The organism is Nonomuraea sp. NEAU-A123, assembly GCF_018603905.1.
GTDB lineage: Bacteria > Actinomycetota > Actinomycetes > Streptosporangiales > Streptosporangiaceae > Nonomuraea.
In genome coordinates, this window is sequence record NZ_JAHFZZ010000006.1 from 24,329 (window position 1) to 37,172 (window position 12,844).

A 12,844-nucleotide genomic window follows, 5' to 3' on the forward strand; every position below is an offset into this window, starting at 1 on the left:
TATTGTATCGATCGATCGATACTGCGCAAGGAGAATCATGGACCGCTACACGGGCTACCAGCGTCTGGGCCTACGCTGGGCATCGGACGGCGTACTGAAAGTGACCATTAACAATCCCGCTCGTGCCAATGCGCTGGACGCGGTGGGACACGCGGAGATCACCCGGATCTGGCGCGACGCCGAGGCCGACGAGCGGGTGCGCGCCGTCCTCGTTACCGGGGCCGGCCACACGTTCAGCGCCGGCGGCGACCTTGACTGGGTGCAAAGCCTGGCCAATGATCCACAAGCCCGGATCGCTGGACTGCGCGAGGCTCGGGAACTCGTGACCAACCTCATCGAGTTCACCAAACCAGTTGTTTCATCGGTCCGCGGGGCGGCGGTCGGAGCAGGACTCGTCGTGGCGCTGCTCGCCGACGTCTCCGTGGTCGCCAAGAACGCCCGACTGATCGACGGCCACACAAAACTGGGCGTCGCCGCCGGTGACCACGCGCCCCTCATCTGGCCCCTTCTTTGCGGACTGGCCAAGGCCAAGTACTACCTCCTCACCTGCGATTCGCTGGACGGCGCGGAAGCGGAGCGCATCGGCCTGGTCTCACTCGCGGTCGACGAGAGCGACGTCCTCGAAAAAGCCACCGACATCGCCACCCGACTCGCCGGCGGCGCCCCCACCGCCCTGCGCTGGACCAAACAAGCACTCAATTCCTGGCTTCGAGCCGCCACCCCGCACTTCGACGCTGCTCTCGCGCTTGAATTCCTCGGCTTCGCCGGCCCGGAGGCACGGGAAGGCATCGCAGCGCTCCGGGAGAAACGCCCTCCCGCGTTCTAGCCAGACGGTCGGTCGTCGTCTGAGGCGGGTCAAGTCGAGTCCTCGAGTGGGAACCGACATCGCCGCCAGCGCTTCTTCGAGCAGCCCTCACGGTGGACCGCGTCAAGGACGACTGGATCGTCGACGGCTCCCGCGACCACAGCTCTGACACAGTCGACGTCTACGTCGTTCCCGGCCCAGGTGCCGGGCACGCCCCTGACCCGCTGAAGGTCGCCGCTCCCCATTGGTACGACGACCTCACCAACTGAGAGTGGACCGGTAGACAGCGACCCGGCCCGGCCAAGCCCTATGTCGATCCTTGCGAGATTGATCCCGCCAGGCATCGACACCCACGGGCACCGCACCTCGAGCATCCGCATGGTGCCCACTGCACCGCTCCAGCGCCGCTACCGAGGGGGGCTATCCCTGATAACAAATCGCATCCATGAAGTCACTGTAAGGGCTCTTCGATCTTGAGGGGGAAGGGCCTCGGCGTGGCCTGGCATGCGAGAGCTCGTAACACTGGCTGTTGATCAATGGACAGTTAGTTGACGGGGGCCACGAGCTGTGAACGACAGTACTTCGATCCTTTTCGGCATGCCGGAAATCACGGTCGTCAAGGTTGAACGCGTCGCCGGGAAACAAGAGCAGGCCGGCGGATCGTGCATATCGAGCGGCCTGAGTGGTGGGCGGCCTGCACTCGGCGGTGACGACTGGGTATGACTGCCCGCGCTACGCGCGTTGTTCGCCGACAATCTCGTGTGGCCGGTGCGCCACTGGGGCCACCATGGCACCGCGGTCCACGGCGATCGATCCTGGCAGTCGTGCGAGCTGGTGGCCTTCCAACCGCACGACTCCGACCCGGCAAGTGCCGGAAGACGACCGCCTTCCACGGCGGCATCGACACTTCCAAGGCGTCGCCCAGATCTTCTCGCGTCGGCGGTCGGTTGCTGCCGCATGGGCTCGCGCGTCGGTCCGCAAGCCGAATCACGTTGGGTCCTGCGATTGGCTGGGCCGTGCTGAGCACCTGTACGTACGCTGGCGGCATGAGCGCGCAACCGCATGAGTTCGCCCCCGACTGCCCTCCGCCGGAGAAGAATCTGCGCGCCATTCGTAGAGCGTTGGTCGTGCCGCAGGACCGAGATGGGTTCGACGCAGGCCTTGACGTCGTCTTGGCTGAGGTTCGCGCCAGTTTGGACCTCGGCCGGCTGAGCGAGTTCATCCATACCTGGTGGTTTGTCGCGGGTGATTCGATCAAGGACCCGCAGGGCCGCAGAGATCTCTACGAGCGGTCTGCCCGTGTTCAGGAACTGGCCGATGCCGACAAGCCGATCCCACGGGGCGACAAGACGTGGCGTCAACTGCTGGCTGAGCGCGGGGTCGAGCGGTAGGTGTATTCGATCGTTGAGCCCGATCCTGTCGCTCAAGAACAGATCGCGGCCCTTTCTGATGATGCTGTGCCCTGGGCTGGCGGACCACAGGCGCCTGGTAAGCCCGATGGCAACATGCGGGTCATGCCGTTCGGAGAGCGTGGGCTCGTGACCTGTTGGAACTCCAACGCGAGGTATGCATCGCCCGCGTGCAGTCACGCAGCCGCAACCCCGTCGGGATCGCCATCTCCGGCGCAAACGTTCTGAGGCGGTTGGGCGGAGCCGAACTGAAACGGCCGGACGGACTTCCCTGTCGTAGGAAGACCGTCCGGCCGTAGGAGCCGGATCAGGAGTAGCAGCAACAGAGCAGCGTAGGCCCGCGCAGCAGTCCATCAGCACTTACCGTCACATTCGCGCTGCTCCCAGGGTTGCGACGAAGCGGGCTCAGCGGACGATCCGATAGGCCCGGATCACCGTCTGTTCCACGGTGTTGCCCGAGGTGTCGGTCGACCGCGCGCGCAGCGACACGAAGCCGTCCGACGACGGGTGCCGCAGGAAGAGCGTGCTGTTCCCGCCCGAGCCCACCAGGTTCGCCGCCTGCCAGGTGGCGCCGTCGTCGTAGGACACCTCGACCGAAAGCTTGCGGACCGAACCGGCCGACGACCCCGGCTGCGCTTGTACGGTCAGAGGTACGGTGAACAGCCTGCCCGCCGGTGCCGTGTTGTTCTGGTCCAGGTCGGGGGCGAACCGGACCACCGACAGTGGCAGTGCCGTCGTCCGGCCGTCCTCGCCCGCGGCGGAGCGGAAGGTCCACGCGACCGAGGTGCGGGTGGACAGCGGGAAGGCGTTGCCGCGTTCGGTCTCGGCCACCAGCCGGTAGGCCGCGTCTGCGGGCGGCACCTCGATGTGTCCGAACAGGGCCGGCAGGTCGGTCAGGAGCCGCCCGTCCCGGTAGAGGGCGACGTGTGACTTCGTCACCGAGGAGTATCCGCCGTGCCCGGCCCCGTCGCCGTGGAAGGACGGCTGCCAGACGTTGATCACGTTTCCCGTGCGGGTGAAGACGGGTTCGTCCTTGCCGGTGACGAGGGATGGCCCGAAGACCCCCCGGTTCCACTTCTCGTCATAAGTGCGCCCCGCCTCGTACCGGGTCGCGGACGAGTCCAGGACCGCCCCGCTGTCGGAACCGGACTCCATGAGCACGCTCTTCCAGCGGATTCCACCGTCGGTGTTGACGTACTCCGTATGCGTGAACGGCGGATGGAAATCCGTCAGGAACATGTTGATGTAGAACCAGTCGTCGGCAAGCCACGCACCGCTCCCCGCCTCGTCGAACGCGCCGACCTGATGCACGGCGTAGTCCCTTCGGATCGTCGCAAGGTCCTTCCGCTCGACCGTCCTGGTGAAGCCCGCCGGCAGGCCGCCGGGGAAGAACCACGCCAGCCTGTAGGCGGACGGGCTGCCGTCCAGGTCGCCACCCGGCGCGGGCGTGAGCCACTGGCCCCCGACCTTGGTCGTCAGGTCGTATTTCCGTGCCGGGCCGAGCTGCGCGACCAACTGCCGGTCGAAAGAAGCGGCGCTGAAGCCGTTGAAGAACTTCATGCCGTCGAGGAACCTGCCGCCGTACGTCACCTCGCTCAGCATGGAGATCGCGGAAGCGTCGGGTACGCCGACGGACACCGGGCGGCCCAGGCGCGTGTCCAGCACCATGGTCTGTGAGGAGTTCAGTTCCAGGCCCGGGTGGACGAGCATGATGGTCCCCTGGTCGTCGACGGTCCTGCTGTCGATCACGTACTTCCCCTTGGGGAGCCGGAGGGTGATCGTGCTGTCGCCGCTCTCGATGTCCAGGGGATAGGCGTCCTTGAAGTTCACGTCGGTCCTCAGGACGGATGTGAGGTCGCCGGGTGATGGCTTGCCCGAACGGTCGAGGTGCTCCAGCGTCAGGTCGTAGCTCTCCACCTCCTTCTCGACCCCCAGCGGTGTGCTGACAGCCACTGCCCCGTCCACGGTCGCCTGGAGGTAGCCGCCGATGACTCCGTCCGGGATGTTCCCGCGGGTGTCGGCGGTGACCGATGCTTCGACCTCGCTGCCCGCCGGTACGGTCACCGTGTCCGGCGTCACCGAGAACATCGACGCGGGCAGTGCCTTGCCGCCGGCGTCGATCGCCTGCGCCGTGAGCCGGAGCGTCACCGGAGCGGAACCGGTGTTGCGGTAGGTCATCTTCCGGGTGATCGGCTGGTCGTCGGTGTGCGGCCACGCCTGGCGGCCGAAACTCAGCCCGCCCGGTTCGGCCGTGACCGACTGGGAGACCGCGCGGGCCACGTCGACCCGGCCCGCGCCTTGGGCGAAGACGCCGGCCGCCGGGTTGGGCCGCGCGCTCGCCATCAGCACCGCTTTCAGCTGTCTGAATGGTCGTATCGCGTAAGGGGGAGAAGGCGCCGATCCAGGCGAGCCGGCGCGGGCACGTCGAACGGACCCACGCCTGGCAGAACGCCTTTCACCGCCTCGCCCGCGGCTACGAGCGCCGGACCACCGTCATCGATGCCTTCTTCGACCTCTCCGACACCTTCCGGTGTGGCAGGGCTCTGACGCCGCTGTTGTTACCGGAAAGTCACTATGCATTGTGGGGATTTGGAGCCCATTGGCGCACCCCCGACGGGCACTGAGTCCAGGCTGCTCCTTACCGTGGGGTGGTGGATGCGAGGACCGGGCGCACGGCGATGGATTGGCTCCGCGGGCTCTCCCCACCCGTAAGGAACGGTGATTCCGGGGCCTCCTTCAGCGTGCCGCCGGATCCGATCTCGAACGCGGACACCTCGTTGGTGTCCCGGATGGCGGCGAAGACGTCCCGGCCGTCCGGTGTGATCGCGACCGCCGCGACCTCGGCGTGGTCGGGAGTGGGGGCGGGGGAGTCGGCGGTCGGCCGGAGCGAGCCGTCCGCGAGGATCGTGAAGCCGAGCAGACCGCCGGGGGGCGAGTCGGTGTCGGAGTCGTTGCCGGCGACGTACAGGTGCTGCCCGTCGGGCGTGACCTTGAGACCGACCGGGAATTCGGCTGCGGGGAACGGCGATCCGGGCACGGGGGTCAGCGAGCCGTCCGCGCCGCGCCGGAACCCCCACACGTTCTGCGGCTCCACCGAGGTCACATACACGAAGGCGCCGTCCGGGCTGATCGCGATCCCGTAGTTGGCCGGCCCGACCTTCGCCACGTCCTGCGCGGGTCCGAGCGTGCCGTCGAAGCGTACGGCGAATCTGGTGATGACCCGCGGCGGGCTGTCTTCGGTCTCGTCCGCATCGGCGTACGACAGGTAGAGGAAGCGGCCGTCGGGGGACAGCACCGTCTGCTTGGGATGGTCCGAGGTGGTCTTGAAGTCGCCGAGTTTGGTGGGCGTCCCGTCCAGGCCGATCCGGTACGCCGAGATCGTCGCGTCGGCGGTGTTGGTCACGTACAGGGTGCGGCCGTTCGGGGAGATGGTCGCTCCCCACGGCTCGTCGCCGGTCTTGACGATCCGCGGGTTCGGCTGGAGCGCGCCCTGCGCCCCCACCCGGAACACCGAAAGTGTGTCGGAGTCGCTGTTGACGACGTACGCGGTGGCCCCGTCCGGGGTGAGGGCGATGCCCCGGGGGGTCTCGCCGCCGGTGGACACGGGCTTGTCGAGGAGCTTGAGGGTGGCCCGCGGGCCGATCGCCAGGGAGGAGACGTTGCCGGAGCCCGCGTTCGTGACGTAGACCACGCCGCCGGACGGTGGCAAGACTGGTCCCGCGACGGCCTGGGCCGGGGCAGGGAATGGGACGGCGAGCAGCGCGGCGGCCAGGACGGCACCGCCCACTCGCGTGGACAACCGGATGGACACGGATGACACGACTGACTCCTCATCATTCATGGAACTTCATCGATGGGCCTACACCCGATAGGCGTGCCATCCCGTTCCATCTGTCCCGTTCCGTCTATTGGCGGGCGAATGAGGTCATCTGGTGGCGTTGGATTTCGCTTGGGCTTCGTGAGGGTGGCTCACGCAGAGTCCGGCAGGCGCATCGATGCGAGCTTGGCGGGATCGGCCACGATCGCGATGGCGGTGATCCGGCCGTCGGCGACCGTGAACGAGATGATGGAGAGTGGGGTTCCGTCCTCGCGCCAGGAGACGTACCCGGGAAGGCCGTTGACGAGCACCGCCTGATGTCGTGCGACTTGGCCGGAGACCATCCGCGCGCCGGCGGCGACTTCGGTGGCGCCGAGGGTGACGACCACCCCAGCGGGGGTGTCGACGGTCAGTCTCACGTCCGGGTCGAGCACGCGCAGCAGTGCTTCGAAATCGCCGCCCAGGGTTGCCGCGCGGAAGGCTTGGATGACCTCTCGTTGTTCTCGTCCGACGACCGTCGGCCGTTCGGTCGCCTGTACCTTCTTGCGGGCGCGGCTGGCGATCATCTTGGTGGCGTCGGCGGACTTGCCGAGGATCTGGCCGATCTCGGCGAACGGCACCGCGAACAGGTCGTGCAGCACGAACGCCAGCCGCTCACTCGGCCCGAGCGAGTCCAGGACGACGAGCAGCGCGAGCCCCACCGAGTCGGCGAGCGCCACGTGCTCTTCGGGTTCAGCGCCGTCGTCGACCGTTACCAAGAGCTCAGGAAGTCCGTCGCCGTAGGACGCCTCGGGGCGGGTCTGGCGTGAGCGCAGGACATCCAGGCTGATCCTGCCGACCACCGTGGTCAGCCAGCCCGCCAGGTTGTCGATGGTCGTCGAGTCCTGGCGGGCGAGGCGCATCCAGGCCTCCTGGACTACGTCCTCGGCGTCGGCGTGCGATCCGAGCACGCGGTAGGCGACGGCGCGCAGCCGGTCGCGCTGGGCCTCGAACGCCTCGGCCACCAGGTCTGTCCGGCTGGTGTCGGTCATCTTGTCATCGTCCTCGGATCTGCTTGCTCATGGGTTATGACGGGCCCGGATCGTCGCGCGGTCAGCCGTCGGCATGGTTTCGGCGGCGCTGTTGGCGGAGCGAGATCCGGTTGCCGTCCGGATCCACTGCCTCGATGCGCACGCCGAACGGGTAGTCCTCCGGTTCGGGCCGATCGAATGTCACGCCTCGTTGGCGAAGCACCTCGAAGTCCTTCCTCAGGTCGTCCGACTCGAGGAAGAGCGGACCGGGGTCGACGCCCGGCCGCTTCTCGATCGGCTGCCCCGCGGCCGGCTCATGCGCCCAGAGGACGATCTCGACCGGACCGCCGGCAACGCCCACGGTGAGGAAGCGTCCTTCCGGCCCCGGGTAGTCGATGCGCTTCTCCAGGCCGAGCCCTTCGGTGTAGAACTTCAGCGCGCGGTCCTGATCGGTGACATAGACCGTCACGTACATGATGTTCGTCAGCACCCTGGTCTCCCATCTGTTTGTTGGTCCGACGACTGGTGGCATACGCGGTCGTCGCCTGTATGACGGGCGCCGGCGCCTGAAGGTAACGCATCCGCCTGAGGGCTTCGAAGAGCGCCGGCCTGCCTGAAGACAGCCGCGTACCGGCAGGCCCGTCAGCCGGGCTTGGGCCGGTCGAGCCTGGTTGGGGTGCGCCCCATGGATCATGTGCCCTGTGCTGACATAATTTGTCCGGTGCGTTTGTGGACGGTCCAGCATCGAATGGTTCTCGAGTCGCTGGAGGACAGCGGTGAATTAGTTGGGGACTGGGCCAGGGTGCTGAGCCACTCATATCGTCCTGCTTACGAGGAAATGGTGGCGGAGATGGCGCGGCGCGGCATCGGCTGCGCGGGCCGACCGCCGCTGTGGGCATGGGCTGGACCCGATACCCGCGATGACCGGGTGGCGTTGACAGCGGAACTGCTCCTTAATCCTGATGGTCCGGAGGAGTACGACCGCTATGTCGTCCTGGACCTGGATGTGCCCGACGAGTTCGTAGTGCTCAGCTCATATGGGCGATGGAACAACTTCCTGGAAGCGATCTTCATGAGCGAGAGTTCACCGAGCATGGACTGGTCGATCGACCAGGACGAGTTCGATGAACCGGCCTATGGGCGTATCCAGGCATGCCTTCCGCGCGTGGCAGGCCCGTGGGTGCTGAGCGTCCGGCCATTGGAGCCGTCGTCGTTGGATGAGCCCGAGGAAACGCCGATGCATCGTTGAATGACCACCCGGGTGAAGTGGATTCCTGTTCCAGGGAGTGTTGGTGCACACCGGGTCACGCGCGGCGGGCAGCCCGCCGCAACGGCCCCGGCACCTTCCGGCGCGACCAGCGGCGGAAGGTCCGCAGGAGGAACGCCAGGTCCGCCTGACCGTCCAGCGCATCCTGGCCAACCACATGCGCCACCCCGTTACATGCGGTCCCGGCACTGGTGGCAACAATGCTCCACCAACGCCAACTCCCGCTACTGGACTGTTGGGCGAACCGGCAGTGCGAACTCGTCGCCGGGTGAACCGAAGCGGAGGTCGACGCCTGACCATGTAGCCGTTCGGCCGATCGGATCGGTCTTTCGGTCGATGATCAAGCTCGAGCGGGCACGAAGAATGCTGCCCCGTGAACCGATTCCCGATGATTCTTGCCGTGGCGTCCGCCTCAGCGGTCAGGTGGCCTATTGCGAGTGCGTCCGGTGCGCTGCCCTGCCTGCCTATCCCGCTCCCCATCATCGGTGCGATCATGGGCGTATGACGGCGTGGCATGAGGTCGAACGGGCAGAGCCGGAGTTCGCGCAGCGCGTGCGGGCGTTGTTCGACGCTCACAGGCACAAGACCATTGCCACCTTGCGCGCCGACGGGTCGCCGCGGATCTCCGGGATCGAGACGGTCTTCGAGGGCGGCGAGCTGGTCTTCGGCTCGATGCTGAACGCGCGCAAGGGCGCGGATCTCCGTCGCGAACCGCGTTTCGCCCTGCACAGCGCCACGGTCGACCCGGTCGAGGGTTCCGAGGCGCAGTGGCCGGGCGAGGCGAAGATCTCCGGTCGGGCGATCGCCGCCGGACCGATCACCGAGGGATCGGACGGCGACCGCTTCCACGCCGACATCACCGAGGTCGTGCACACCCACCTCAACGACGAGGCCACGATGCTCGTCGTCGAGTGGTGGACGCCTGCACACGGGCTGCGAAAGGTCGAGCGCGAGTAACCCCATGAGGTCTATGGCGGTGCCTTCACGTGCCGAACGCCTCTTGCTTGATCTGCTCGAACTGCGCGCCCATCGCCTCGGCCAGCGCGTTCGCCCCCGACAGCGGCCGCACCATGACCGTCAAGTCGTCAATGAGGCCGTCGTCGTCGAAGTGCAGGAAGTCACAGCCGTGGACCTGCTTGCCGTTCACCGTCGCCTGGAACACCAGCGCGAGGTCACGGCCGTCCGCGTCGGCGATCTCCCGGACGTAGTGGAAGTCCTCGAACACCCGCGAGACGCCGCGGATGATCGCCGCCGTGAGCGCCTTACCCGGATACGGCTGGTACGCGACCGGGCTGGTGAACACGATGTTCTCGGCGAACAGCGCCTCGATCGCCGCCATGTCGTGGGCTTCGACGGCCTGACGGAACGCCTGCATGCCTACCCCTACTCAATTAGTTGACTATACGCGTTAGACAGTAGCTCCATCGCGCAACGTCGTCCAGGGGACAGGGGTGCCGTCAACCCATGTGGCACCAGCCGCCATATAGGCCTTGACCTGGGGAATTAGCTTCCCGCTCCCAGTCCGGCGAGTGTCCGTTAGAGATCTTTTTATCTGACCTTGATCGCATTACACTCACGTCCATGACCGCGACCATGATCGAGTTTGACAACGGTACGCAGCTACGTACGTGGACCGCGGGCTCGGTGATTCCGCAGAGATTTCCCGTGGTCATGGTGCACGGCGGTCCAGGAGCAGCGCGGCACCGGCGGATCGTCCTGGGAGGGAGAGCACACGATCGTCCGCCGTTCACGACTTGGCGTTGTTGCTCGATGTGTGGAGACACGACCGGGTTGTTCTGTTGGGGCATGCGTTCGGAACCAATATGGCCGGCTTCCCCTACGACGGGTGCCAGCGGAATGCGGCAGAAACGGGCCGCGGTACCGCGAGCCGAATGACGACCTAGCGGCGCGATTTCGAAGCAGTGTGAATCAGGAGGCGCTACATGGCCAGAATCGCCTACGACGACCAGACCGCGGCAGCGTACAAGGCGGTCCGTGAGGTTCCCCGAGACGGGCTCGAAGAATGGCGTGAAGCGATACGGCGGCACCTCAGCCCGTCGCCCGGGATGACCGTGGCCGACATCGGCGCGGGGACCGGCGCGTTCTCCGCCGCTTTCAGCGATTGGTTCGGCCTCAGCGTCCTCGCGGTCGAACCGTCGGCGGCGATGCGGGCCCAGATTCCGCGCCGTCCGGGCATCCAGGTGCTGGAAGGCGACGCCGGCGCCCTCCCGCTCCCAGACGGCTCGGCGGACGGAGCCTGGATGTCCCTCATGATCCACCACATCCCCGACATGGAAGCCGCCGCGCGAGAAATCCGCCGCGTTCTGCGCCCGGGCGCTCCCGTTCTGATTCGGCAGGGATATCCGGACAGGGCCTATACGACGCGCACCTTTCCCTGGGAGTTCTTTCCCGAGACCACCCGGACGACCGATACCTTTCCCTCCCTCGAGCAGACGTGCCAGGCGTTCGCCACCGCGGGATTCCGCCGCGACGCGCTTGAGCCGGTCCCCGAGACAATGATCAGCCTTGCCGATTTCCTCGCCCAGGTGGATGTCTTCCGCCGCTCCGCCACCATCATGCGCGGCCTCACCGAGGAGGAGTTCCTACGGGGCAAGGAACAGCTCCGCCGCGCCGTGCAGGACGCCGAGCAGGCACCCAGTCCGGAACCCAGAGCCAATTGGCTTGACCTCCTGGTTCTGCGCTGACGGCCGACGATCAGTACGTTCGCCATGCCCAAGGGCTCCCGGAGCTATGCCGGCCGCTGTCAGGGGTGCATTCGGTGGAACAGCTCTACCCGGGCGCGGTGGTATTCGTCGTGCGTCACCCCCGAGCGGACGGCCTTGCGGAAGTAGGCATGCTCCCTGCGGAGCTTGTGCCTGGCGAGCTGAGCGAGCGACTCCTCGGTCAGGCGGGCTGCTGTGCCGCCCGCCTCGTGGTAGCGCGTGGCACCACTCCGATTCGGCGGCGGCGCGCAACGCCGGGCCGACGCGGATGACATGCCCGTCGAGGCGGTAGGCGGCGGACTCCTCTCCGCCGTGCTACCGCTCACCCTGTCCCGTGACGCCCCAGGTCAGAGCCACAGCCTCGCGGATCTCACGGGTAAGGGGCGTCTCGACGTAGATCATCCCGCCACCCTACGGCGGCACCCCGGGATGAGTAGGCTTCGATAGTCGCATCGTTGACTAGGAACCGGGATGGTTAATCACTCCGGCGATATCGTTGGCGGATGTCGTTGCGTCACGCGGTGATGGCCGCGCTCCTGGAGGGCGAAGCGTCCGGATACGACCTGGCCAAGGGGTTCGACGCGTCGGTGGCCAACTTCTGGATGGCCACACCCCAGCAGCTGTACCGGGAGCTGGACAGGATGCGGGCCGAGGGGCTGGTCCAGGCGCGTGTCGTCGAGCAGGAACGCCGCCCCAACAAGCGACTGTTCTCCCTGACCGAGGCCGGACACCGTGTGCTGCGCGAATTCACCGCCACGCCACCCCGCCCGGGCGCGATCCGCGACGAGCTGATGGTCAAGGTCCAAGCCGTGGACGCCGGCGACGCCGAGGCCGTGCGGGCCGCCATCGAGGAACGCGTGGACTGGGCCGAAGCCAAGATCGCCCGATACGAACGGCTACGCACCCGGTTGCTGAACGGCCGCAGCGAGGAGGAGTACCTGGCGCACGCCGACCGCATCGGCCCCTACCTGACCCTGATGCGCGGCCTGGCCTTCGAACGCGAGAACCACCGGTGGGGCGAGTGGGCCCTGGCCGTCCTGAAGCAGCGCTCAGCCGCCATCACCTGAAGCTGCGAGACGGCGGGTGAAGCGCCACCTGACCAGGATGTAGAGGACCAGCGCCGGGTAGAAGAGCAGCCGGGCCGGGTCGCCGAGTACCTGATCAAAACTGAGCCACTGCAGCAGGCCGCCCGTGACCTCGAGCGACCAGCCCCCGCCCACTCGGACGGCGATGGTGACCAGCGCGGCCACGGCCAGGTAGTCGATCAGGAGCGCCAGCCCCCGGTGCCACGCGGGCCTGGAGGGTGCGGTGATGGACGGCTCCTCGGCAGGGCCGAACGCGTGCGTCGCGAGGAGCACCAGCAGGGCGGCTGTCAGGAGGGCCAGCTCGTACGGCCCCCACGCGCAGGCCACGGTCTTGAACCAGTCCAGGCTGAACAGGGGCAGCCCTCCCTCACATGGGGCATCCCCGGCGTACACGGGAGTAAGCGGTCTGATGAACGCGATCAGAGTGAGGACCGCCGCCGCCCGACGGCCCGCCGCGGCCGAGTGCCAGCGGCCGAGAGCGGCGAGCACGACCAGCGCGGGAACGGCCCACGTCGTGGCGAGTTCCGTCATCGTGGCGAGATCGCCACGCAGCGGCTGGAACAGCGATGGCGACTCGTCCAAGTAGTTGCCGAAGCAGCCGTAGAACACCCCGTGCTCGCTCTCGGCTTGAGGGCGCCACGTGTCCCAGGTGGGATAGGCCGCGGCGGTCAGAGCGGCCACCCAGATCAGCAAGGCTAATCGCGACAAAGTGCGCCTCCTTTTTTGCG

General features: G+C 67.1%; 14 protein-coding genes and 1 pseudogene. 8 read left to right on the plus strand and 7 right to left on the minus strand.

Going from position 1 to position 12,844, the window contains the following annotated elements:
* Positions 1–37: 37 nt before the first annotated feature.
* The 3 genes from KLK06_RS19190 (at position 38) to KLK06_RS19200 (ending at position 2,196) form a co-directional block, all read left to right on the plus strand.
* The gene (locus KLK06_RS19190; protein ID WP_214636902.1) at positions 38–826 is read left to right on the plus strand and encodes an enoyl-CoA hydratase/isomerase family protein; all 789 of its coding nucleotides are present in this window, start codon (positions 38–40) and stop codon (positions 824–826) included.
* Between the two features lie 92 nt (positions 827–918).
* Positions 919–1,074 (plus strand): hypothetical protein, encoded by a 156-nt coding sequence (locus KLK06_RS19195; protein ID WP_214636903.1) that lies wholly within the window; start codon positions 919–921, stop codon positions 1,072–1,074.
* Positions 1,075–1,851: 777 nt separating this feature from the next.
* A complete protein-coding gene (locus KLK06_RS19200) occupies positions 1,852–2,196 on the plus strand; it encodes a DUF6247 family protein (RefSeq protein WP_214636904.1) in 345 nt (114 codons plus the stop codon).
* Positions 2,197–2,619: 423 nt separating this feature from the next.
* On the opposite strand, the gene KLK06_RS19205 is transcribed toward KLK06_RS19200, so the two are convergent.
* Complete coding sequence (locus tag KLK06_RS19205) at positions 2,620–4,557, minus strand: hypothetical protein (protein ID WP_214636905.1); 1,938 nt, start codon at positions 4,555–4,557, stop codon at positions 2,620–2,622.
* Between the two features lie 29 nt (positions 4,558–4,586).
* Between KLK06_RS19205 and KLK06_RS63095 the strand changes: the two are divergent.
* Positions 4,587–4,838 (plus strand): annotated as a pseudogene (locus KLK06_RS63095) (hypothetical protein); the annotation flags it as partial.
* 14 nt (positions 4,839–4,852) lie between these two features.
* Here the strand turns inward: KLK06_RS63095 and KLK06_RS19215 are convergent.
* The 3 genes from KLK06_RS19215 to KLK06_RS19225 form a co-directional block, all read right to left on the minus strand.
* Positions 4,853–6,034, minus strand: coding sequence for a beta-propeller fold lactonase family protein (locus tag KLK06_RS19215; RefSeq protein WP_214636906.1), 1,182 nt, complete (start codon positions 6,032–6,034; stop codon positions 4,853–4,855).
* A gap of 149 nt (positions 6,035–6,183) precedes the next feature.
* Positions 6,184–7,062 carry a sigma-70 family RNA polymerase sigma factor gene (locus tag KLK06_RS19220; RefSeq protein ID WP_214636907.1) on the minus strand — a complete coding sequence of 293 codons (879 nt, stop codon included), beginning with the start codon at positions 7,060–7,062 and terminating at the stop codon, positions 6,184–6,186.
* Between the two features lie 61 nt (positions 7,063–7,123).
* Positions 7,124–7,531, minus strand: a complete 408-nt coding sequence (locus KLK06_RS19225; protein ID WP_214636908.1) for a VOC family protein — start codon at positions 7,529–7,531, stop codon at positions 7,124–7,126.
* Between the two features lie 195 nt (positions 7,532–7,726).
* On the opposite strand from KLK06_RS19225, the gene KLK06_RS19230 reads away from it, so the two are divergent.
* Together KLK06_RS19230 and KLK06_RS19235 are read left to right on the plus strand one after the other, a co-directional pair.
* Positions 7,727–8,290 carry a DUF3841 domain-containing protein gene (locus KLK06_RS19230; protein ID WP_214636909.1) on the plus strand — a complete coding sequence of 188 codons (564 nt, stop codon included), beginning with the start codon at positions 7,727–7,729 and terminating at the stop codon, positions 8,288–8,290.
* Positions 8,291–8,809: 519 nt separating this feature from the next.
* Positions 8,810–9,265, plus strand: coding sequence for a pyridoxamine 5'-phosphate oxidase family protein (locus tag KLK06_RS19235; protein ID WP_214636910.1), 456 nt, complete (start codon positions 8,810–8,812; stop codon positions 9,263–9,265).
* A 25-nt stretch (positions 9,266–9,290) separates the two neighbouring features.
* On the opposite strand, the gene KLK06_RS19240 is transcribed toward KLK06_RS19235, so the two are convergent.
* Positions 9,291–9,683, minus strand: coding sequence for a nuclear transport factor 2 family protein (locus tag KLK06_RS19240; protein WP_214636911.1), 393 nt, complete (start codon positions 9,681–9,683; stop codon positions 9,291–9,293).
* 568 nt (positions 9,684–10,251) lie between these two features.
* Between KLK06_RS19240 and KLK06_RS19245 the strand changes: the two genes are divergently transcribed.
* The gene (locus tag KLK06_RS19245; RefSeq protein WP_214636912.1) at positions 10,252–11,013 is read left to right on the plus strand and encodes a class I SAM-dependent methyltransferase; all 762 of its coding nucleotides are present in this window, start codon (positions 10,252–10,254) and stop codon (positions 11,011–11,013) included.
* Positions 11,014–11,072: 59 nt separating this feature from the next.
* Here the strand turns inward: KLK06_RS19245 and KLK06_RS19250 are convergent, their stop codons facing one another.
* Positions 11,073–11,306 (minus strand): hypothetical protein, encoded by a 234-nt coding sequence (locus KLK06_RS19250; protein WP_214636913.1) that lies wholly within the window; start codon positions 11,304–11,306, stop codon positions 11,073–11,075.
* A 228-nt stretch (positions 11,307–11,534) separates the two neighbouring features.
* On the opposite strand from KLK06_RS19250, the gene KLK06_RS19255 reads away from it, so the two are divergent.
* The gene (locus KLK06_RS19255) at positions 11,535–12,098 is read left to right on the plus strand and encodes a PadR family transcriptional regulator (RefSeq protein ID WP_214636914.1); all 564 of its coding nucleotides are present in this window, start codon (positions 11,535–11,537) and stop codon (positions 12,096–12,098) included.
* Here the strand turns inward: KLK06_RS19255 and KLK06_RS19260 are convergent.
* On the minus strand, positions 12,081–12,824 hold the full coding sequence (locus KLK06_RS19260) for a hypothetical protein (protein WP_214636915.1): 744 nt from the start codon (positions 12,822–12,824) through the stop codon (positions 12,081–12,083). The genes KLK06_RS19255 and KLK06_RS19260 overlap by 18 nt on opposite strands.
* Between the last annotated feature and the right edge of the window lie 20 nt (positions 12,825–12,844).